Annotated in this window: 20 protein-coding genes; 2 read left to right on the forward strand and 18 right to left on the reverse strand. The window is 36.6% G+C overall.

Annotated elements, in window-relative coordinates:
* Window positions 1–41: 41 nt before the first annotated feature.
* From D8S85_RS00505 to D8S85_RS00585, 17 genes are all read right to left on the reverse strand, one after another.
* Window positions 42–2,183 (reverse strand): hypothetical protein, encoded by a 2,142-nt coding sequence (locus D8S85_RS00505; protein WP_127074692.1) that lies wholly within the window; start codon window positions 2,181–2,183, stop codon window positions 42–44.
* Between the two features lie 41 nt (window positions 2,184–2,224).
* Complete coding sequence (locus D8S85_RS00510) at window positions 2,225–3,361, reverse strand: 6-bladed beta-propeller (protein WP_127074693.1); 1,137 nt, start codon at window positions 3,359–3,361, stop codon at window positions 2,225–2,227.
* Window positions 3,362–3,381: 20 nt separating this feature from the next.
* Window positions 3,382–4,383, reverse strand: a complete 1,002-nt coding sequence (locus tag D8S85_RS00515; protein ID WP_127074694.1) for a BF3164 family lipoprotein — start codon at window positions 4,381–4,383, stop codon at window positions 3,382–3,384.
* A 40-nt stretch (window positions 4,384–4,423) separates the two neighbouring features.
* Window positions 4,424–5,458, reverse strand: coding sequence for a BF3164 family lipoprotein (locus tag D8S85_RS00520; RefSeq protein ID WP_127074695.1), 1,035 nt, complete (start codon window positions 5,456–5,458; stop codon window positions 4,424–4,426).
* A 20-nt stretch (window positions 5,459–5,478) separates the two neighbouring features.
* Complete coding sequence (locus tag D8S85_RS00525; RefSeq protein WP_127074696.1) at window positions 5,479–6,510, reverse strand: hypothetical protein; 1,032 nt, start codon at window positions 6,508–6,510, stop codon at window positions 5,479–5,481.
* A gap of 126 nt (window positions 6,511–6,636) precedes the next feature.
* Window positions 6,637–7,794: a 6-bladed beta-propeller gene (locus D8S85_RS00530; protein WP_127074697.1), complete on the reverse strand. Its 1,158-nt coding sequence runs from the start codon at window positions 7,792–7,794 to the stop codon at window positions 6,637–6,639.
* 230 nt (window positions 7,795–8,024) lie between these two features.
* Window positions 8,025–9,089 (reverse strand): BF3164 family lipoprotein, encoded by a 1,065-nt coding sequence (locus D8S85_RS00535; RefSeq protein WP_106624323.1) that lies wholly within the window; start codon window positions 9,087–9,089, stop codon window positions 8,025–8,027.
* A gap of 75 nt (window positions 9,090–9,164) precedes the next feature.
* A complete protein-coding gene (locus D8S85_RS00540) occupies window positions 9,165–10,196 on the reverse strand; it encodes a TolB-like 6-bladed beta-propeller domain-containing protein (RefSeq protein ID WP_127074698.1) in 1,032 nt (343 codons plus the stop codon).
* Between the two features lie 66 nt (window positions 10,197–10,262).
* Complete coding sequence (locus tag D8S85_RS00545; protein ID WP_106624325.1) at window positions 10,263–11,285, reverse strand: BF3164 family lipoprotein; 1,023 nt, start codon at window positions 11,283–11,285, stop codon at window positions 10,263–10,265.
* A 40-nt stretch (window positions 11,286–11,325) separates the two neighbouring features.
* On the reverse strand, window positions 11,326–12,405 hold the full coding sequence (locus tag D8S85_RS00550) for a 6-bladed beta-propeller (protein WP_106624326.1): 1,080 nt from the start codon (window positions 12,403–12,405) through the stop codon (window positions 11,326–11,328).
* Between the two features lie 59 nt (window positions 12,406–12,464).
* Window positions 12,465–12,743: a hypothetical protein gene (locus D8S85_RS00555; RefSeq protein ID WP_106624327.1), complete on the reverse strand. Its 279-nt coding sequence runs from the start codon at window positions 12,741–12,743 to the stop codon at window positions 12,465–12,467.
* 11 nt (window positions 12,744–12,754) lie between these two features.
* Window positions 12,755–13,315 carry a redoxin domain-containing protein gene (locus D8S85_RS00560; RefSeq protein WP_205702817.1) on the reverse strand — a complete coding sequence of 187 codons (561 nt, stop codon included), beginning with the start codon at window positions 13,313–13,315 and terminating at the stop codon, window positions 12,755–12,757.
* Window positions 13,293–14,321 (reverse strand): BF3164 family lipoprotein, encoded by a 1,029-nt coding sequence (locus tag D8S85_RS00565; protein ID WP_106624329.1) that lies wholly within the window; start codon window positions 14,319–14,321, stop codon window positions 13,293–13,295. The genes D8S85_RS00560 and D8S85_RS00565 overlap by 23 nt, the downstream gene beginning before the upstream one ends.
* Before the next feature lie 38 nt (window positions 14,322–14,359).
* Window positions 14,360–14,659, reverse strand: coding sequence for an NVEALA domain-containing protein (locus tag D8S85_RS00570; protein WP_127074699.1), 300 nt, complete (start codon window positions 14,657–14,659; stop codon window positions 14,360–14,362).
* Window positions 14,660–14,869: 210 nt separating this feature from the next.
* A complete protein-coding gene (locus tag D8S85_RS00575; RefSeq protein ID WP_106624331.1) occupies window positions 14,870–15,289 on the reverse strand; it encodes a DUF1573 domain-containing protein in 420 nt (139 codons plus the stop codon).
* A 10-nt stretch (window positions 15,290–15,299) separates the two neighbouring features.
* Window positions 15,300–16,322: a BF3164 family lipoprotein gene (locus tag D8S85_RS00580; RefSeq protein WP_106624332.1), complete on the reverse strand. Its 1,023-nt coding sequence runs from the start codon at window positions 16,320–16,322 to the stop codon at window positions 15,300–15,302.
* A gap of 7 nt (window positions 16,323–16,329) precedes the next feature.
* Complete coding sequence (locus tag D8S85_RS00585) at window positions 16,330–16,560, reverse strand: hypothetical protein (protein WP_106624333.1); 231 nt, start codon at window positions 16,558–16,560, stop codon at window positions 16,330–16,332.
* Window positions 16,561–16,713: 153 nt separating this feature from the next.
* On the opposite strand from D8S85_RS00585, the gene D8S85_RS00590 reads away from it, so the two are divergent.
* Both D8S85_RS00590 and D8S85_RS00595 read left to right on the forward strand, forming a co-directional pair.
* Window positions 16,714–18,051 carry a sensor histidine kinase gene (locus D8S85_RS00590; RefSeq protein WP_158641670.1) on the forward strand — a complete coding sequence of 446 codons (1,338 nt, stop codon included), beginning with the start codon at window positions 16,714–16,716 and terminating at the stop codon, window positions 18,049–18,051.
* Window positions 18,027–18,734 carry a response regulator transcription factor gene (locus D8S85_RS00595; protein WP_106624335.1) on the forward strand — a complete coding sequence of 236 codons (708 nt, stop codon included), beginning with the start codon at window positions 18,027–18,029 and terminating at the stop codon, window positions 18,732–18,734. Before D8S85_RS00590 ends, D8S85_RS00595 begins: the two co-directional genes overlap by 25 nt.
* 144 nt (window positions 18,735–18,878) lie before the next feature.
* On the opposite strand, the gene D8S85_RS00600 is transcribed toward D8S85_RS00595, so the two are convergent.
* Window positions 18,879–20,663 carry an O-antigen ligase family protein gene (locus D8S85_RS00600; RefSeq protein ID WP_106624336.1) on the reverse strand — a complete coding sequence of 595 codons (1,785 nt, stop codon included), beginning with the start codon at window positions 20,661–20,663 and terminating at the stop codon, window positions 18,879–18,881.
* Window positions 20,664–20,821: the final 158 nt, after the last annotated feature.

The raw sequence follows: 20,821 nt of genomic DNA on the forward strand, positions 1-20,821 counted from the left end.
CGCCGGGTCACTATATTTGAAAAGGGAGTAATATCGTGTGATTAAAAATGAGTTTTAACGTGATAAAATTCTGTATCCCGTGGCACGATGGTATCGTGGTAGATAAATAGTTGTTTCCCGTCCTTGTACAAAAAGGGATGTTCTTCTCTTCCGGCGGTTAGGTCTCGCAGCCAGTAGATGCGGTCAAGCGGCACGTTGTCAAATTGCAGGAAATTGTAGCGAGCCGATCGGATGCCCGCGTTTTTCCAGCCGTTATCCCAGTACATGAGTTGATAGGTATGACCCGCGACGATGTGGTTTTCCGCGTTTGCCGGGGCGTAGCGTATCTTTTTCACTTTCATGGGGCGTTTTAAGGGCATCAGGTCGATTTTTTCGTGTGAGGAGTATTGCATGCTGGCATAGTAGGCGTAGGTGTATCGTAGGCGACGGTATTTGCTGGTGTCGGCCTGTAATTTGCAATAGCGTATTTCTGTCCGCTCGCGGTCGGTTTCCCCGGGAGAGCGTACGGGGAGTGCCGTGGCCGGTTTCAAGGAATCTTCGGGTGTGTACTCGTCGGTGAGGAATTCCAGGAGTCCCATGTTGCTCCTGGGGAAGGAGTCGGGGGCCACGTACCGGTAGTAGCGGAATGGCCTGCACGTTTCCGGGGTTATTTCCTGCACGTTGAGGATGGGGGTGGTGGTGATCGTGCCGAGTAACACGGAGTCCTTGAAATCTTCCCGGTTGGCTGCTTCGAAACGTCCCCCGATCATCTGGCTTGCCCGGTATTTTAAAGCTTTTTTCTCCGGGTATTTGCGTTGCAAGAGGAGTTGTCCCCTTTTTTCCGGCTGTTCGGGTGAAACGGGTACGAGCGTGGCGGACGTGTAGAGCGTGTCGGGGGAGGTGATGTAGAAGGGGGAGGCAAACGGGATGATGCTGTCGCCTTTCAGGTAGACGGGAAAATAGAGGACGTTATAAACCGCGTTTTTAAACCGGGCTTTCCGGTGTTGATGATCCACGGTTCCCCACGTGGCCGGGATAAGGCCTTGCGAGGCGTTGAACGTGTACAGGTAGACCAGGTTGTTGGATAGTTCTTTCCCTATCGGGAGTTGTACCGGGGTTACCCGGTAGTTCTCGTCGGTCACTTCCCGGATGCAGGGGGTGTCGAAATAGTCCGGCAGGGTTTCTCCTTCCGCTTTTAGCATGAAGGGACTGTCGTCTTGCGCGCCGAACGTGTTTCTGAAGAAGCTGGGAGAAGCGGAGGTTGAAGGTTCGCTGGCCGCGTGGTTCGTGGTTTGGTTGTATTTGGAACGTTTTCCGGTGCTGTCCAGCAGGGTACAGTGGAAATGTCTCCCGCTCTTTTCCCGGTAAGAAAGGTTACAATCGACGGCGGTCGGGATCCCGTAGGCCCTGAACACGTGACAAAAGTTATCCGCCATGGATATGCAGTCGTAGTTTTGTCCGATAAACATGTCATAGGTCCCCACGTGTTGTATTTGCCGGTAGTAGGGGAACATCTGATGGATGCCGTTTTTGTAAAGGTTGTAGCGATTGATGATTTTGGCATAGGTTTTCTCGTCGCTTTGGTCAAGGTGTTTACGGAACATATCGTTTAACCTTTGCCCGTTTTCGTAAAAAGGATACCCGGTTACGGCCCGGTAGGGGAGGATCATTTCCTTGAATTGCTCGAACGTGAGGTAGGAGGCATAAGGGGAGGTGTGCCACGCGCGGAAAGCGTTTTCAATGTGCGAGATCAAAAACGCTGAAGAAATACATCGCGGGTCGGGGAATGTTCCTTTGACGATCGTGGGGGTGTCGGGTGGAAAGACGCTTGCCACTTGCCGGGCCACGTAGGAATGTTGCCAGTATCTCTCCCGGTTACGATCGGTGTGCAAGGAGGAATCCGGGATTCCGAGCATCATGTTCGTGTACAGGCTGTCAAAACGGGTGTGCCATTCGAACAGGGAGGAGTCGGGAAAAACGGCTTGCTCGGTTGATAGGTGCCATTTCATGTTATCAATCAGGAAGCAGGCGGCTTGGTATTTCAAGGAGTCTTCCGGGTGTTCCAGGTAGTGGTTCAGCACTTTTTTCAACTCTCCCCGGTTTCTCCCGGCTTGTGAGAGTGTTTCTTCCACTCCCGCCGGATAGCGGGTACAGGCGAGTATTAGGGTGCAGATGAGGGAAAAGTATAGTATTGATTTTGTCATGGGGATAGATTATATATTGTTATTTATGGTTGGGGGTGTGATTAATAATATTCCAGAATTACCGGGTTGTCATTTTCATTTATCTTGGAGATGATTCTTTGAGAATCACTTCCTCTTTTTATTTGTCGAATGTCTTGGACCGAAGGTTCCAAGATAAGAAGTATGCTATCATCACTTTCTCCCATATTTAGTGATGAGATAAAATTCAAGTTATTGTCAGATGAAAAAATATCATTTATGATTCTGGTGTTAGGTGCAAATTGTATGGTTTGTTGTTTTGAATTAGAGAGGATGTGTAAATAACGTTTTTTGTCTTTGTGGGACACGATATATAGTTTTTTGTTCATGTACCGGAGGGTTTTTATGAAAGTGTAGTTTTTCAGGTATTTAAGGAAACCATATTCGTGCTCTTGGAACAGTGCATCATATTGTAGCTCGCTCAACCAGTTATTTTCCGTGTTGACGATGAATTTTTCCTGAAATTGTTTGTGTTCCGGATCGTAGGATACGCAACTGTTTGTCAGGTCGATTTGGTAGATGAATTTATCTTTGTAAGGGATGAATTGCACGGGTTTGAGCATCGTGTTGGTTACTTTCGTGTTTACGCATGAATCGATGATATTTCCAGACGGGTCGGATAGGGAGATGAGGCTTTTGTTCTGTCCCGTCATAAGTAGTATGTAATTATCCGGTGTTTTCTTGAACTTGTTGACAACAAACGGGTAATAGATGCTTTTCACGTGTTGCATGGTTTCGGCGTTGTATATTTTGATGCAATTCATGTCACATAGCCATATCTCTTTCTGGCCGTTTTTCGAGTAAACATCAAAATCCCCGATGTACGTGTATTCGTCCGGCCCTCGTCCTATTTTTTCCAACGTGGACAAGTGTTTGCCTTCCTGGTTGAATGTTTCTATTTTTCTCTCGTTTGATAATATATAGAATACGCTGTCCCGTTTTATGATCTTGTCGATCTTGCCAACCAGGCATTTTGCTTTTGTTTCGAGAGGGATGACGCGGTAGTGTCGGGTAATTATTTCGGATAGTTTTATTTTAGAGTTTACCCCGTTGTCCGTCAGTAGGTATGGAACAAGCGTGTTGTTTTGATTTTTAGGCGTGACGTTACAAGCGGAAAGAAGGTAACCTAGTAAAATGATGATTTGTATTTTGTTGTTCATAAGGGGTGATTTTATAGGTATTAATAGTTGAATCTTTTAATTTCAACCAATTCACTTTTGGGGGAATCTACTCCGCCTAGGAATTGTCTATTTGCTTCGTCAACAATGATAAAGTTTACAAAAAAGTCAAATTGATAAACTTTTTCCAGCATCCCATTCCAAGTAAATACTAGGAGATAAGGATGGTGGTTATATATTTTATTTGCTGGGAAGCCTGTCCATAGTATGTAACAAAAATGGGGGGTACTATACATTTTATATGACGTGACAAGCATATCCTCTGATAATTGAAATTCGGAGTAGTCAATTTCATCATTTGCGAGGTCAAGGGAAAGGCTTTTTTGTAGAGAGCCGTCAGAGTGATAAAAATTAATCAAATTAATATATTTGAATGCCGCAATGATGCTGTTATGTTGGGCATTTGCTGAAAGTATATGGGCGTAGGCATCACTTTTATTCCCTCTTCTTGATACGTAAAATTGAGGTTCGTAATCAATTTTTTTTATAATCTTGGCGTGTTTGTCGTAAAGGTAAAATAGTACGCTGTCTTCGCCTATGGGAGATAGGACAAAGGTTGAATCTATGATATTTAAATTTTGCGAGCGGGTTAGTTCGGGGGGTAATATCGTGTTATGGATAGAGGTGTCGTTTTTTAAGTAAAACCGGGTTAAACGATTATGTATTAAATCATGGATTAATAGGGACGAGGTGTTTGTATCACTCTTGATGATCAACGGAAATTGAAATTCATTAGGTCCTCTGCCGGTAGCACCAAATTCGTATAGCATGTTTTTGGAGTTATTGCTGAAGATTTGAAATTGTTTTTCAGAGCAGCTATTTTGTAAACACAGGAATGTATCTTTTATGATTCCTTCCATGTAACATCCTGCCGGGATTTGAGAAATGGTTTCTCCTTTTATTTGAATGATATTATCGATGTGTAATTTTTCAATTTGAGTTGTTGACTGATTTTTGCAAGATAGGATGGAGAAAATGATAAAGGGTAAATAGATTAATTTCATAAGTTGGGTAATTAGGGGTGTTATGTTTTATATATATGGTTTATTTGAGATAATTGCGAATATCGTATTTATAAATTTCTTCGTCATAAGGATTTAATCCATAGATGTATCCGTTATTTTGATCAATGTCAAAAAAGCGGATATAGTTTGGTATGATAATTTTGTATATAGGTTCTCCATTCCAATCGAATACATGTATTTCAACACTTTTGTTTGCCTCTCGAATTTCTTTTGTTGAATGATTTATGTATAGAGCAAAAATGAATTTATCTACGGTTCTAATGTCTGAATAGAATATTTTCCTGTCCATGAAATCCTGTTGTGAAATTTCGTGTGGTGTATTTGATGTATGGTATATTGTTAAGGGGATAATTTCATCACCGTTAGTTGAATGAATAATGATGTGATTCATATTAAACATGGCTAGTGCCATTTTTGTTTTATCCGGCGATATTGTCCCGATTATGTCGTAAATTGAAGCATCAAATTTTATATCTTTAGTGAAGATATTTTTTTGCGTTACAAGTTGTTGTTGTTTTAAATTGTATACGGTATAGTAAAGATTGTCCGTTGACGGGTAGGTGGCGAAAATGGAGTCATTTATATTGAACCAGTATGAATCAGTGATAGAGTCTAAAAAAAATCTTTTTTCAAACACGACTTTTTGTTCTTTTATAGATGATGTTAAATTTATTTCGGACACTTCACGGGTTAGATGGCTCGATATCCATATTTTCGCGTTTGACGAATCGATTGCAAATTGTTTGTTATAGGTTAAGGTTAAAAACTCATCGGCACCTCTTCCTGCAGATATATAATTTCCTAAGAATTTGAAATTAGGTAAAGAATAACACGTGAAGAATCCATCCTCTCCTTTTACTTTGAAACCGAGTAAAATGGTGTCTACGATGTACAAATTATTAATACCTATTATTTCGATATCTATTTTTTCAGCTGATGGGGTGATTGTTTTAGGAAAATGTGATATTTGTATGGGCTCATTCGTAAAAATGGTTCTTTCTTTACATGCTATTATAGAAATAGTGCAAAGAATTATTGTAATTATTTTTTTCATTATAATATGTTTTTCATGTTTTAGATATCAAATTCGACTAAATAGGCATATTCCGGATCGCTGGTGTTAGGATATATAGAAAATAATTTCGTGTTGTCTTCATTGACAACTAAAGGAGTTATAAAGAATGGTATTTGCAATACGTTCTTTAGGTTTCCCTCCCAATCCATAATAAGAATTTGACAAGGATGATCTTGGGTAGCATTAAGTTGTTCGATGGGCATGTTCGCTCTTAATAAATAACAATATTCAGGGGTTGCATACATATCTATGATATAGATGGGATTGTCGTATGATATCCCTGTATGTTGCTTGGATTGGAATGGTTTTTTCAACATGGAAAATTGAATGTTTTTTAATAATGTTCCATTTGTATCATATAATTGGATAAGATCGAGGAATCTATATCCAACATATAAAACTTTTTTTTGAGAATTTGCGCAGGTGATGTTTTTATGGGCTGCAAATCTAATCTCGGGATTTTTAAAATAAAGTCCTGTATTATAATTAACCCAATGTATGGAATCTGTGTCATAGTTGTAAATGAAGAATATGCCATCATTTATTTCTATCGTATTGCCAATGATGGTATTATTATCAATTTGGTTGAGATTTTCTGAAAAATATAACTTTGATGGAAGGTTTCTCCCATTGATGAAATCATAAGCCGTGTTGACAAGTTGTTCATTCAAATATTTTTCATGGAATAGGTTAAGGTCATATATCTGAATGAGCGAATCTTTTTCGTGTAGTTTACAGTTCCTGTAAAAAAAAGGCATGTTGAATTCGTTGAATAACCGACCTTTTTCTCCATAACGGGAAATTTCTTGGAGAGAATCGTTGAACATGTAAATGTAACGATCTTCAGGAGAACATTCTGCAATAAAAAATAAAACAGAATCACGATATATTCCATTTGAGAAACATTTTTCTTGTATTTGAATTTTTCTTGATGGTTGAATATCTCGTGAGATGTTCAATGGTGTGATTGTTTCTTTTCTACCACATGCTAATAGAAAAAATAAAGAAAATGTATATATAGTTTTTTCCATATTTGTTATTTATATGTCATTGTTTTGAAGAAGGGTATCTGTTTTCTTTTTCATACTTGGATTTCCAACTAAAAAAAAGAATTGTAATACAAATAAATAATATAGTGGAACCTAATGTATTCATGGCTATTTTGTATAAATGAATAATAAATGTGGATTATTGTTTTCAAGATTTTCTTGAGAGACTAATGGCGTATATATTAATTTGATATGATTCGTAGTATCTTGATGAAGTTTTAAAAGTGTATGAAGATGATCTTCATCAGCAATCGTAAAAATGAAATAATTGTTTTTTGCATATTTGGGATTGGAATATATAGATGCGAATTTTTCGGGTAAAGTTTCTGCGTTAAATAGATAAGGTCGTTGTTGTTGTTTGTTATAGTATAACTCGTAAAATTTCCCTCCTTTAAAAAAATTGCAGTAAATATATTTATCATTTTCAAGTAAATAGTCTGGTTCAGAAATGTAATTGTCTCGTCGGATATAAGCGATGCTAGTTTCGATTTTTCCATCAAAAGATTCAAATGAAATATTGTATTTTTTAAAATCAAACTGATATTGCGGGATGATGCTATCCGGTGTTATTTGAAACACGTTGTAATCAAATATGGATTTAAACAACACGGATTTTTTATATTTTGTAAATGTTTGATTTAATTCCGACTGGCTGTGTTGGGCGTAATGGGGAATATTTAATAATAATTTTTTTATTTCATGACTTCCGATGTTTAAGATAGAAATGCATGAATTTTTATCTGAATATCCTGTGAATAGGGCGAGATGATCATTATCGATATTTGAAATGTTATCGATATTAATATTTCGATCAATTTTAATTTCTTGAATAAGATCTCCTAAAAGATTGTAGAAGATGATTTTTCCTCCCAGGTTATCTAATATCACGATAGTATTGTCTTCTAATGTCGTAAAATCTGTAATAGACAGAAATTCTCCCGGTCCTCGTCCTTTCCTTGCTATTTTAGATATTCCATTTCCATGTATATCATATATATATATACATTGAGATAGAGGATCATTTAAAAAGAAATATGGATCATTAAAATATAAATTATTTATTCCTCCAATTATAAAAATTGAATCTGTTTTTAGTGAAACTATTTTTATGCTATCGATAGAATTTGATAATTCAAGTGATTGATTTTTATATTTATCGAAATCTATTGATAATGTTTTTCTGAACTTGATATTTTCTACTTTTCCTTTTTGGCATGAAGAAAAAAAGATTAGACACATTGAAATTAATATATAGTGTATTTGCATAGTGTTTTATATTTCGTATGTCACAATGCAGAAATCTAAATCGATCCCTATTGCATATAATGTATTAGAATCTCCTTTTGCTGCAATGCGTAGGATGGGCATACTCATGTTTATAATCTTTTTTAAATTGAAATTATAATCATATACAAATATGGTATTAGGAACCTTTGATAAATCTCGAATTCCTCCAGTTTGTTTTATACTTTTAAATATAATTGCTGATATCATAATTATAATATTTCTTCAAGATTGTATTTATAAACTTCTTCTTCTAGAGTTAAGCCATACATTATTTTTTCTTTTTCATTAATGGCAATTTTAGAAAGTTTTTCTTGAATGTTTAGTTTAAATTTAGGAATTCCTTCCCAGTCAATAACATGAATTTCTGTTGTGATATTGTCTTTTAGAGCCCAATCTTTTCGTGTTTGATTTGCATAAAGTCCGAAAAGTAGTTTCGTTGTAGATGTAAAATCCACATAATAGGTATACTTTTCAGGCATAGGACATTCTTCTACTTTTTTTAGATCAGATATATTGCCATTATATACTAAACTGATCGCTTTCTTTTGAGATAAGGAATATAAATTGATTTGATTTAAAAATTCCATGGCTGTTGCATATTTTTGTTCTCTTAAATTGTAACAACTATGGGTAGTCCATAGGAAAATATTTCCAATATTATTTATTGAATGTCTATAAATAGAATCTTGTTGTATGAATGTATTGGTTTTTCTATTGTAAATAGAATAATATTCGTTTCTATTACTAAAACTGAAGTAATGATAAAATAATGAAGAATCATTAAGTAAAAAAGCTCCTTTTATTTCTGGTTCAATATTCAGATCGATTGTATTGCTATCTAATATCGTAGTAAGGTTTTGAAGTGATTTTGTGAGATTCAAAGTACTTATACATGAATGGGTTCTATCAAAAAGATAAATTTTCATACAATTTGAATCAATACAATTAAATAAAGGACTATTGGCATTACTAAACTCATTAATACCACGGCCTTTAGGTAAGAGATTTACAATATGTTTCTCCGTTTTTGTGGAATAAACAGAATAAAAGGTATCTATTTTAGAACTAATGAATATTAAAAATGTATCAATAGAATACATGGATTCAGCCCCTAAGCTAGTGAGAGAAATGTATTCTCCTTTCAGAGAAAGATCTAAAGGAAACTTGTCAATAAAAATAGTTTCGCCAATAAAAATATTTTCATTACTTTTTCCTTCATTTTGGCAATTATATGCTAATACTAATATTAGTATGATGTATATGATTTTTTTCATTTTATTTATTTGATATGATAATTGTACTATAAAAGAATGGGGTTATCTGTTTCTTTTTCATTATATATTAATACTTTAAATGTAATTGCTGATATCATATTTATAGATTTCTTCATTGTCTTTAAAACCATATATGTATTTATGTTTTTGGTCTAAAGTAAAATAAATAATATCATTAGGTATTGTGAATTTACGAACAGGAGTGCCATTCCATGTAAATTCTTGTATCTCAATACTCTTTTCGTGTTCTCTCCATATTAATGTCGGTTTGTTGATATATAAAGCGTAGATCGATGAATTCGTTACAAAAACATTAGAGTAATATCGAATTCTTTCAATATCAGGAGTTAAACTAATTTCTTTTATTGATATGGTTGGTTTATAAATGGATAAAGTTGTAATATCTGTAAAGTTGGGAGAGAATATATTTATTTGATTAAAGTTTGACATTGCTGATATGAATTTTGTGCGATTAGGATGTATTTGAATATTCATACCAAAAATGTATTCTTGGATATTTTTTAAAGGATCACGAAACATTATAATTGGCTGTTCTAAAGGGGAATCCTTTTGTAAATTGTAAGAACTCAAAAATAGATCTGAAGAGGAATTTACAATACTTATGAGTGTATCTCCAATAATATAATTATTACCAATACAAGAGTTAGATAAATATATGCAACTATCTATAATTGTTTTTTGTTGTTTTACGGATTCCGTTAGATTAAATAAGGTAAGTTTCATTAAGGCTTCATCTTTTATCCACATATAGGTATTTGATGAATCTTTGAAATGTTGGCCCATGTATGTTGCGTTTAAGAATTCATTTGGACCTCTGCCCGGGGAGAGAAATTTTCCTAGAGATTGATAAGTGTTTGTACTATAAATATCGAAAAACTCATCAAGTCCCATTGCTTTATAGCATATAAGAAATGTATCGACAACAAATATATTGTTTACCCCGATACTTGTAATATCGAGTTTTTCCCCGCTAAGATTGATTTCTTGGGGAAACTCTTTTATGAGAATATTCCTCCCAATCATTATATCTTGTTGGGTACAGGATATGATGATTAAAATGATGATGGGGCAAATTAACGATTTCATTTATTCATTATTGTTTGTAGAGATTCCATACTTGTTTATTCATAATAGGATTTCCAAAAAGAAGTATTATATTTCGTATGTCACAATGCAGAAATCTAAATCAATGCCTACTGCATATATTGTGTTAGAGTTTCCTTTAGTTTCGATACGCAAAATAGGCATTCCCATATCAATGATTTTTTTAAGATTAAAATCGTAATCATATACAAATATTGTATTAGGAACTTGAGAAAGATCCCGAATACCTGCTGTACGTTTGGTAGAGGAAGGAGCATTTTCTTCCTTTTGTAATGTGATAATATAATCTTTTGTAAGAATTATTTCGTGAGGAACTAGAGCTTCTTCAATAAAGTGAATATCTCCGTTTTTGATTTCATAAAAGTTTTTAGAAGATGTTTTTTCCCATTTTAATTGGAAATTATTTCCTTCTTTTTCGTATAAAGCAATGTAAGGGAATAATCTTGCACTATAAATTAATTTTTGATTATATGGATTATAAGATAAAGTTCCTTGTCGAGAGTTATAGTAGTCTTTGAGTTTTTCTTTTATTGGACTCTTGCCAAAAAAGGATACAGTTGAATCTTGATGAATCCATTGAAAGAGTTGTTCGTTTTGAGGATGTGTTGAAATAAATTCTCCTTCTGCTATTTGAACGATATCTAGGCAATCTTCGATGGGTAAAGACGGAAGTAGAATGAAAGGATCTTTCATTACTAGTAAGCTGTCAATAGAGTAGTAGGCTTGTTTGTCTTGATTAAGATCATAGGTGAATATTTTATTTCCTATAGACTTAATGGATAGAGGGGTGATAAATTCCTTTGGACCTCGTCCAAACTCTCCTATAGCTTTAATTTCTCTTCTAGTATTTATATCGATAATGTGTAAAAATTTTTCTGGATTAAAAGGATCTTCCCAAACTAGATAATGATCGCCACACAAAATTAATGCTCCTGGTATCTGTGTGAAAAGAGTATCTTGGATGATAGATGAAGGAGTTAGGGATAAATGTTGAACTTTGGAAGAGTTATTTTTGCAAGCAGAAAATGTTAGGATGCAATATAACCATAAAAATGTATTTATTAGTTTCATAATGAGATTATTAATGTTGTTATTTCTTATATGTCATTGTTTATTTAGAATTGTATATGAAAAGAATGGGGTTATCTGTTTCTTTTAGATCGTGTAATATAGGGTTTTCTTGAACAACATGTGGAAAGTATTCTATAAGTGATGCAGCATCTATCCAATCGATGATTTTATTGTCTTTTACAATTTGTGGGAAAAAGCGAAAGTCTGTTATTAAATCATTTGTGATATATCCGTTTTGAGACTTGTGCGAGTTCATATCATACAAATAAAAATTGCGTTTATCTTGATACACGTAATCGATTAGCAGATAATTATTGCATAAGAATATATTTCTTCTTACGATGTAAGGGAATTTGTTGTCATTAATATCGTATTTTGTGATGTTTGTTCGTTCTTCTGGAAATGTTTTGTCTCTAAAGTTAAGAGTATATATGGGAGTTGCGATTGTATCGTGTAGGGTGTATAATGTATTATTGAATCTTGGTGCAAAAATGAATGAATTATTGTTTTGGGTGAAAACATTGGAGGTTATAAATGTGTTATTCCCCCAATTGTTGTTCCTTGGTAGATATCTGTTTAGAATTTTACCGCAGTTGTCTGCGAGATAAAATTGATAATCTTCTTTTTCTCCATTTCTTTCGGTATAAAGCATTATTTTGTCATGAATACAGTTTATTTCAGAAACGTAAAACGGGAAATAAAGATCTTTCTGGAATTTCCAATCGTAATCGTAATGAAGAATTTTTTGTTGGGTGTAATCTAAAAGATATATGCCTTGTGAGTTCGTTGCTATGTCGTTAAGGTATAAATATTCTCCAGGGCCACGTCCTAAATTAGATAATTGGTGAATAAACTCTCCTTTTTGATTGAATACTTGAGCGGTATTGTTTTTTTTATCGAGTATTATAATATTATTTTCATGAAATTCAATATCAGAGATATCTCCAGTTAGAATTGAATCTGATGTTTCTAGTTTAACAATATTGCAATTGGTAATAAAATTTGATAGTGGGTAATTACAAGTTTTATCATAATTGATAATAATGGTGTTGATATCTTTCGTGGAAGAGTTTGAACATGAAAGTGTGATTATGATGAATAATAAATGGTAGAATTTCATGATTACTTTTTAGGGGGATGTTTAATATACTTTTTGTGTTTGGATAGTGATTGGGTATTTCATATCCTCCCCCTCTTGAAAAAAGAGGGGAAGTGTTTGTGACAAGCTCTAAAATTATCCATTTGAAATTTAGCATTCTTGTGGAGTACAAGTAGGTTCTGTTTCAGGGTGAACACATTGAATATGTATTTTACCTTTTGCCGGACTACGTAGGAATATTGCCAGTGTCCTCCCCGGTTTCTCCCGGCTTGTGATAGGGTTTCTTCCACTCCTGCCGGGTAACGGGAGCAGGCGAGTATTGAGGTACAAATTAAGATGGTGTATAAAATGGGTTTCATGGTGAAGAGTTTTATGTATTATAAGGACATATTTCAGATTCTTTTTTTATAATTTGTTTGTATAGATTCCAAATGTGGTGATTGCCGATAGGAGATCCTATTAATAGAATTTTATTATCCTTATCTAACAAAAATGTTTGATATTGAGGATTTTTAGGAAATTTGTTTAATGTATTCATTTTATTTGTATAGTCATAAAATATTGGATAACTGAATTTATTCTTTTTGATCCATGAATTGACAATATCGTAATCTTTAGCATGTACAACGAAAAGAAAAGACGTGTTTTGAGAGATCGTATCTATTTCTCGAATTAATTTTCCCCAATCATATAATTTTAATCTACATTCAGTACATATATTTGTATCTATTACTGTTAGAATTTTGAATTCTTTTTTTAACATAAATTGCCAAAGAGAATCTTGACTTGTTGTATTGATTGAATCAGGAAATGTAATTTCTTGATTAAGCCACCTTTTTACAATTGTTCTTGCATCTTCTTTTGATTCTAGGTAAGAACAGGAGAATAATATAATGTAGATCATCATATTATATACACATGCTAATATCATATTTGTATATTTCTTCATCGGATGTGATTCCTAATAGTTGTTTATGTTTTTCGTCTATTGTAAAGTATATGATATTTTGGGGAATTATTAATTTTTGGATGGATATACCATCCCAGTCAAAAATATGTATTTCAATTTTTCTAGGTGTGTCCCAAGAGGAATTGGGTTGGTTGATATATAAAGCATATATATATTTCATGGTAGATCCTACCAAAGAATAATATACTATTCGTTCTTCACGGGGGGTATTTAGAACTTGTTTAATGGAAGGAGTTGGAGTATATATAGAAAGAGATTTTCTATATTTAAAATTTGACGAATAAATATTTATTTGATTAAAAAAAATCATTGAAGATGCAAAGCGTTTATTATTAGGACGCAAAGTTGTTGTCATGGCGAATATTTGGTCTTGATAACTATGATTGGGATATGGGTTTTTGAACATTTTGATCGGTTCTAAAAGTTTATCAGTAGATAATTCGTATGTTTTGAAAAACACGTTTTCGGGATATGGGTCAATATTTATTAATGTATCGTTAATTAGAAAACCGTATCCTTCTTGAACCCTGTCTAGATATATACAAGAATCTATTATGGTTTTTTCTTGTTTAATTGATTCAGTTAGATTGAATAAACTTATTCTTAAATTTGCATCATCTTTGAGCCACATGCGAATGCCTAAAGAATCATTGAAATATTGGCCATTATATTGTATCGAAAGAAATTCGTTTGGACCTCTTCCTGTAGTTAAACAAGCTCCAAGTTTGTTTAGGGTGTTTGTACTATATATGTCGAAATAATTATCTACTCCTTGAGCTTTAAAACATATAAGTAAAGTGTCTATAATTATTAAATAGTTCGTACCTATACTTTCAATATTAATTTTTTCTCCAAAGAGCGTGGTGTCTTTAGGAAATTTATCAATAATAATGTTCTTACTATTGAAAAAATTACTTGTTGTACAACAAGTGAAAGAGAGTGTAAAAAATAGTAATATATATTTCATAATTTATTTATTAGAAGAGGGGAAAACTCCCCTCTGATTTAATAATTACTGCAAGTACACACTTCTGATGCAGGGTAATAATTGGGCCATTTGGAACATTTACAACCAGCATCATCATATATTTTGTAAGCAGTAAACCCCGCTCTAGGCGTACAACCATATGTGCCTTTAGGCTTTGATTTATCTCCACCAGGAGTTTCACCTCTTGCCAGTGCTTCGATGTTTTTCAAAGCAAGTCCACTTTTGGACTGATCTTTAGATAGGTTGATACTCACGTTCATTGCAAAAAACAATGCAATACAAATGCTTGCTAATAGTACGAAAATACTCTTCTTCATAGCTGTTATTATTTTTATAATTTTAAATTCTTTCCGTCCTTTTTCAAGTATATATCCTTTCAACGAGAGAGATGACGTGTGTCTCAAAATTTTTTATCTTTACACTTTCTTCTTTTTAGGAGAGGAGGTGGTGTCGGAGGTTTTCTTGCAAGGATTGTTCCGGCACCGCCATTTTTCTCCCTTTTATTATTTTTATAGGGTTAAACTTTCTTATTCTGTCACGAAACCTACTAGCCTTAGGTCGTGCAACTTGAGCGTGGTGTTACATAACACCTGTATTTTTTTCGTAAAACGTCCTAGCGAGTTGGGCTTGAACGTGACAATGATTTCTCTTGTTTGTCCGGGTAGGACGGGGCGTTTCTCCCATTGTGGGTTGGTGCAACCGCAGGTGGTAAGCACGTTTTTTATGAGGAGGGGATGCGAACCCGTGTTCTTTAGAGTAAATATAGCCTGTGGTTTTTCGTCATAACGGATTGTTTTCAGGTTGATAGAATCTTGTGGGATTTCGATGGTCGTGAGGGGCGCACTGCTAAAGTTGTCAGGTTGAGTGGCGAACGCGAACCAAGTGGCGATAATACCCAAAGAGGTTATCAGTAACACGATGAATAATATGAAGTGTTTCTTTTTCATGATTCTATGCCTATATATTATAGCGAACTAGTTGAGCGTCGGGAGTTGTCCCGTAGAGTGCGTTTTCTTCCAGGTCGTAAGAGATGAATGTTGCCATTTGAGGGAGAGTGCGAGTTTCGAGTAATGTACCGTCCCAATCGAAAACGAGCAGGGTTGAACAGTTTGCTATGTTTTGTTTTTCATCTTTGTATGTTTTTCCGGAATAAAGCACAAAAATGCGGTCATTTGAAACGGCAACATCCTGAAATCCTGCGAGGTTATCCATGTAGTATGCCACTGGGCCATGAGCCTTTGGGTCTATGTCGACATGAGGGTAATAATAACAATGACGGCAAACTAATGAAATGGAGTGTTCTTCGATGTTGCAAATATCGATTTGTCCGCTACGAATGTCAGTACAGACGAATGCTTTATTATCTGGGCGAAGACATAAAACCGTACTGGCCCAAAGAATACTTTGCAGGTGTTGGGATAGGTCAGGATACTGTGGATGTTCGGGATACGAGACAAAATAGGTCGTCTGATTATTGTCTAAAGAATAGAATCGGTAACGACCTTGTTTGTAGAGCCCGGTTGAGATGATAAAATTATCTCCTTGTATGACGGAAAGATGTTTTTCTTCTCCGGTTAATGCAAGGGGGTGTGTGGCAGAACGACTCGATGTAGTCGGGTTGTGGCGATGGAGTATTCCTGTATAGAAATCGAAAGCTGCAAGTTCTCCCCGTTGATTTACAGAAAGATTGTAAATGGAATAGGCCTCGTTTGGACCACTGCCGAAGGGTAACCACTGATTCGTTGTATGTGTGATTAAATCAATAAGGCTGACATTGGCTTCTCCATGCGGTTGGCCTATGGCAAGGATATCTCCGTGTTTGGTTATTTTGGTCGGCCGAGAAATACCATAGTCGGAAAGGTCTGCAACGAAATCAACATGGACTTCGTTACCGGAAGTTTGAAATTCTTGTGGTATGTTCAAGTCGTTGGTCTTGGAACATGCTGCAAAAAATATAGCGATATAGATTATTTTCTTCATAATAGATTTATTTATTTGTGTTTACACGCATTCCTCCATATGCAATTCCATCATTGTCAACACAAAATCCACCTCCTTCTACACATTTCCGTTTTGTCTCGTTTTCTCCCCGAGAGAGCATTTCGATATTGCGGAGTTTTAAATCATTTTCTTTTTCCTGATAAATAAAACTGTAAAGTAAGCATAATATTATGCACAAGCATACGAATTTCGCATTTTTTTTGAAAATTGTTTTCATGTGATCATTATTTTAATTAATATTGTAATTAGTATTTCTTCCTTGAACAAAGTTAGGGTGTGGGTGTTGTATAAACAATAACTTTTATGCTAATAAAATGAGAAAAATAGAATGATAGAACAATTGAAAAATATACGGGAAAAGTTATCCAATATGAGTGAGGTAATAGCAATAATAGTGATTATTGTCCTTGTTCTTATTTTACAATTTTGGAGTATAAAATCTGTTTATCAGAAAGATAAATTTTTGATAGAAAAAGAATTGTATGACAATGTTCGATGGCAGGTCGAGGATTGGAATCATAAAGGGTTTATGCTTTGTGGTGGAGGCGTGCGTGCCTATTATTTTCAAGAAGGAGGACGTGAGTTGGTGTTGATGTTGGGAGATTCTTTGTATGTTTTTAAAGTGGATACGAAAAATGTGATGGATGATGTTTATTTGAGGATTGCTTGCGACTTGAACGTGTTGAAACCAATAACTTTGCAGATATTGGATAGCATGGTGGGGCTGAATTTAAATAGCCGATTGAGTGAATTGTTGATTGTTTTCCAACGTGTGGATTCCACGGGAAAGGTCTTGGAAGTTTTTCCCGATAGAGGACGTCTGCCCGAAAGAATGAATTGGGTCTGGAGTATTCAATTGGGGTTTCTTAGTGGTGAGAGTATAAATATCTACTATTTGTTTCCTCGTGGGTATTATAAACAATATATAGAATTGGTCGTATGGATTTTTATAGTTGGAGCGGTTTTGGCCGGGTTTGCTATTATGTTTGTGTTGGCTTATCACCGGCAAAAGAAGAGACGGAAATGTCAGATAAAATGGATTGGGGATGACTTGCATAGTTTGAAGACTCCGGTGGAACAACTAGGCGGTATTATGCAATGGTTCGAACTGAAATGTTCGGAGCCGGCGTATGGGAAAATAAAAGCGGAACGGGCTTGTGCGTGTTTAAATGAAATTTTACAAAATATGGATGAGTGTATACTTGCCTGTTCTATATTGCATAAGACAAAGTTAAAATTGACGGATGTAAATTTGAAGACATTGTTGTTGGATTTGATAGATCAGCAGAGAGAAGCTCATCAAGGGGAAAAGGTTCCAAAAATAGAATTGGATTATCGATTGCCGAATTATGTGGTTTACTCGTCAGCGGAATGTTTGACATTGATTGTTCGTAATTTGTTGGATAATGCGGTGAAGTATTCGAAGGATGAAATCCGGGTGTGGGTGCGTGCATACCAAGCAGACAATAAGATGGTGATAGAAGTGGAAGATCGCGGGATAGGAATAAGTGATAAAGACCAGAAGGTTATATTTAACGAATATTACCGGGTGGAAGGGACTGGAAAGAAAGGATGTGGGAGAGGCTTACCTTATGTGATTGAAATTGTAGAAAAGATGCGGGGCAAGATAGAAGTTAAAAGTGAATTGGGAAAAGGTAGTTGTTTTAAAATATTGATACCTATATGGGAAAAGAAGGACGAAAAATAAAGATTTTGTACGCGGAGGATAATGCTGAGACCAGGGAACTTTATCTGGATATTCTAATCGCGATGGGGTATGACGTGTGTACGGTTAATGATGGAGATGAAGCCGTAAGAATGTGTAAATATGGAAATTTTGATTTGTTATTGTTGGATGTGATTTTACCCGGTAAACGGGGGGATGAAATATTAAGATGGATGAGGTCAAGAGGAGATCGAACTCCGGTCGTGATATTAAGTTCAACAAATAGACATACCCTGTTGACAGATGAAGGATACGAGGCGGATGAATATATTGATAAAGCGATTTCTAACAGCGAGTTTGAAATTCGTTTGAAAAAAGTATTGTGCCGAGCTTGGGGAAATGGTATGGAGGACCAACTGACAGATCGAGTAAGTTTTAACAGGCAGACTTATATATTGACCATCGATGGTAAAGCTCATCTCTTAAATTATATGCACGGATGTATTTTATCTATCATTTGTGCTAATAAAGATAGAGGCGTTTCCCCGGAAGATTTGTGTATGCAGCTATGGAATCGAAACCTGCATGAAGAAAAAAATAATCGTTTATTAGAAGAACTTCGTTCATATATCTCGTACATAAGGAAACTTCTAGAAAAGGACCCGAGAATAAAATTGAAAAAGATACGGGGTGGGAATTATATTTTGAGTATTATGGCGGATTGAAAATATAATATAACGGGGTTATATTTCGTACCGCCCTTTTTCTCGTATAGAGCCAAATAGGGAAGGCGGCTTGCGCTATACACTAATTCCTTTAAGAGGTTGAACAGGCTCCCAATAGGAGCGTTAAAGCGAAACAGATGAATTTTATTCGTTGCATGAGGAGGGGTTTTGAAGATTTCTAATTAGTTTTTGCATGTCTCGTTTCATCTCTTCGGTGGCGGAAGAGGGGACTTTGGGGGCTTTTTCGAGCAGTAGGCGGGCGGTCGTGATGGCTTTGTCAATTTGGCCGCTTTCGTTGTACATCTGGGCGAGTAGGTAGAGCGGGTAGAGACGATTGGGAACCATGTGGGCGGCTTTGAGGAAGGAGGCTTCCGCTTGGGTATATTGTTTCATGGTTTGGTAGTTTTTGCCCATGATGTTGCGGATCATCGGATCGGAAGACAGGCGGGAGGCTTCTTCAAGGATGAGATTACTGGCCGCGGGTTGTCCCGTGCGGGAGAGGCATTGACCGTATTCAAAGAGAAAGGCGGGTTGGTCCTTCAAGAGAGGGTAGAGTTTTTTGTAATTATCGACGGTACGTTCGAATATCTGCATGTTGAAGTAGATTTGCTCGGATTGCCAGCGTTTATAGGTTTGTTCTTGTTCCTGTTGTCCGGTGGCAAGGAAATAGACGGGGAGAAACAGGAGCGCGTAGAAGATGCCGGAAAGCCAGCGGGAACCGGGTTGGGCGGGTATGCATTGGGCCAAGAGTAACGTGAAGAGGACGAGAAGGGGCAACACGTTGAACGGGTAGGAGAAGCAGGCAAAAACGAGGAAGGCGGCTAACGAGCCGAGCACCCCCGTCGCGGCCTTGTTGTTGGAGTGCCGGGCAGCTTGGGAGGCTCCAATTATGATTGTCAGGAAAAGTAATAAACCGATGATTCCGGTTTCTGTCGTGATTTGCACGAATTCGTTGAAGGCCGCCTCGGGAGCATCGGCCACGAGTTCTTCTGCCGCTGGACGTTGCTTGGCGGCAAAATAGGTCGCTTGAGCATCCCCGTATGCTCCGGCAAAATGTCCGAACCCGACACCTGTTATCGGGTGGGAGGCAACGAGGGTGGAGGAAACTTTCCAGATGAGCCAGCGTCCGTCGGCAGATTCTTTTTTTAACTGGTATATCCCGATGAGTGTCCCGGTTGTAAGAAGGAGCATGCAGGCGGTTGTGATGGAAAGTGTGAGTTTGTGTTTTTGAAACAGGGCTTTTAGTCGGCTGTATAGATGGAAGTTGTTGCCTAGTACGATGGCACATCCCGCGAGGGCGGCTAACCATGCCCCGCGGCTTAACGTGGCAGGCAGGACGAGTAGGAGAAGTACGAGTACCGCACCTGACAGGATGCGGGCTGTGCGGCAGGCGGTAAGCGTGTAGTGTAAGGCTAACGGTAGGATGGCTACAAGAAAGCCGGAATAGGGGCCGGGGTTAAAGAATGATCCGGTCAATTCGAAGCGGCTGTGTTGGGAGGGGGCGAAGCCGTAGAGCTGGGTGAGTCCCCAGAGGGCTTCTATTGCCCCGGAGAGAAGAAGTGCCGCGTGCGTGAAACCGACAGGGGCGAAGGTGGTCAGCCGTCGGAATATGAAATACGTGACGATGATCAATAGGAAGAGACCCGTCCGGGTGGGAGTGATCGAACCTGTGTAATGATCGTTGCAGAGGGAGTAGCCCGCGTATAGAAGAACCAGTAGGTCAGGCACCGAAAAACGAAAAGGACGTGTCCACGCCAGCGGGATGCAGGCTATACCGGCCACGATGATGACTTTGTAGAACCAGAAAATTTTAGCTACCCGGTTACCCAAACTCTCGTCCAGGACAAATGCCGTTGATAACAAAAGCAGGGGCAGCGTGAAGACCGCGATGCCTGATAAGTAGAGAGTGAGGTTTTTCCGGAGTTGCATATCTTATTATTTTTCACAAATGTACGTAATATGTTATGAACTGTATCAGGGAATTCTGAGAAGATTGTGAGAATCTTTGATTGTTTTACAAAATTGAATACCTTTGCTCAAAATTCTAGCTTAGGATGTGCGAAAATACTTGTAGAGAAAATGGGGGA

This window comes from Butyricimonas faecalis (assembly GCF_003991565.1).
In the GTDB taxonomy this organism is placed as follows: domain Bacteria; phylum Bacteroidota; class Bacteroidia; order Bacteroidales; family Marinifilaceae; genus Butyricimonas; species Butyricimonas faecalis.

Excerpts from the sequence above, each read along its gene's own strand:
- D8S85_RS00590 (WP_158641670.1), top strand. The coding sequence starts at position 16,714 with ATGAGTGAGGTAATAGCAATAATAGTGATTATTGTCCTTGTTCTTATT.
- D8S85_RS00600 (WP_106624336.1), bottom strand. The coding sequence starts at position 20,663 with ATGCAACTCCGGAAAAACCTCACTCTCTACTTATCAGGCATCGCGGTC.
- D8S85_RS00595 (WP_106624335.1), top strand. The coding sequence starts at position 18,027 with ATGGGAAAAGAAGGACGAAAAATAAAGATTTTGTACGCGGAGGATAAT.
- D8S85_RS00560 (WP_205702817.1), bottom strand. The coding sequence starts at position 13,315 with ATGATATTAGCATGTGTATATAATATGATGATCTACATTATATTATTC.
- D8S85_RS00545 (WP_106624325.1), bottom strand. The coding sequence starts at position 11,285 with ATGAAACTAATAAATACATTTTTATGGTTATATTGCATCCTAACATTT.
- D8S85_RS00565 (WP_106624329.1), bottom strand. The coding sequence starts at position 14,321 with ATGAAATATATATTACTATTTTTTACACTCTCTTTCACTTGTTGTACA.
- D8S85_RS00575 (WP_106624331.1), bottom strand. The coding sequence starts at position 15,289 with ATGAAAAAGAAACACTTCATATTATTCATCGTGTTACTGATAACCTCT.
- D8S85_RS00585 (WP_106624333.1), bottom strand. The coding sequence starts at position 16,560 with ATGAAAACAATTTTCAAAAAAAATGCGAAATTCGTATGCTTGTGCATA.
- D8S85_RS00540 (WP_127074698.1), bottom strand. The coding sequence starts at position 10,196 with ATGAAATCGTTAATTTGCCCCATCATCATTTTAATCATCATATCCTGT.
- D8S85_RS00525 (WP_127074696.1), bottom strand. The coding sequence starts at position 6,510 with ATGGAAAAAACTATATATACATTTTCTTTATTTTTTCTATTAGCATGT.
- D8S85_RS00515 (WP_127074694.1), bottom strand. The coding sequence starts at position 4,383 with ATGAAATTAATCTATTTACCCTTTATCATTTTCTCCATCCTATCTTGC.
- D8S85_RS00580 (WP_106624332.1), bottom strand. The coding sequence starts at position 16,322 with ATGAAGAAAATAATCTATATCGCTATATTTTTTGCAGCATGTTCCAAG.
- D8S85_RS00535 (WP_106624323.1), bottom strand. The coding sequence starts at position 9,089 with ATGAAAAAAATCATATACATCATACTAATATTAGTATTAGCATATAAT.
- D8S85_RS00550 (WP_106624326.1), bottom strand. The coding sequence starts at position 12,405 with ATGAAATTCTACCATTTATTATTCATCATAATCACACTTTCATGTTCA.
- D8S85_RS00520 (WP_127074695.1), bottom strand. The coding sequence starts at position 5,458 with ATGAAAAAAATAATTACAATAATTCTTTGCACTATTTCTATAATAGCA.
- D8S85_RS00570 (WP_127074699.1), bottom strand. The coding sequence starts at position 14,659 with ATGAAGAAGAGTATTTTCGTACTATTAGCAAGCATTTGTATTGCATTG.
- D8S85_RS00555 (WP_106624327.1), bottom strand. The coding sequence starts at position 12,743 with ATGAAACCCATTTTATACACCATCTTAATTTGTACCTCAATACTCGCC.
- D8S85_RS00505 (WP_127074692.1), bottom strand. The coding sequence starts at position 2,183 with ATGACAAAATCAATACTATACTTTTCCCTCATCTGCACCCTAATACTC.
- D8S85_RS00510 (WP_127074693.1), bottom strand. The coding sequence starts at position 3,361 with ATGAACAACAAAATACAAATCATCATTTTACTAGGTTACCTTCTTTCC.
- D8S85_RS00530 (WP_127074697.1), bottom strand. The coding sequence starts at position 7,794 with ATGCAAATACACTATATATTAATTTCAATGTGTCTAATCTTTTTTTCT.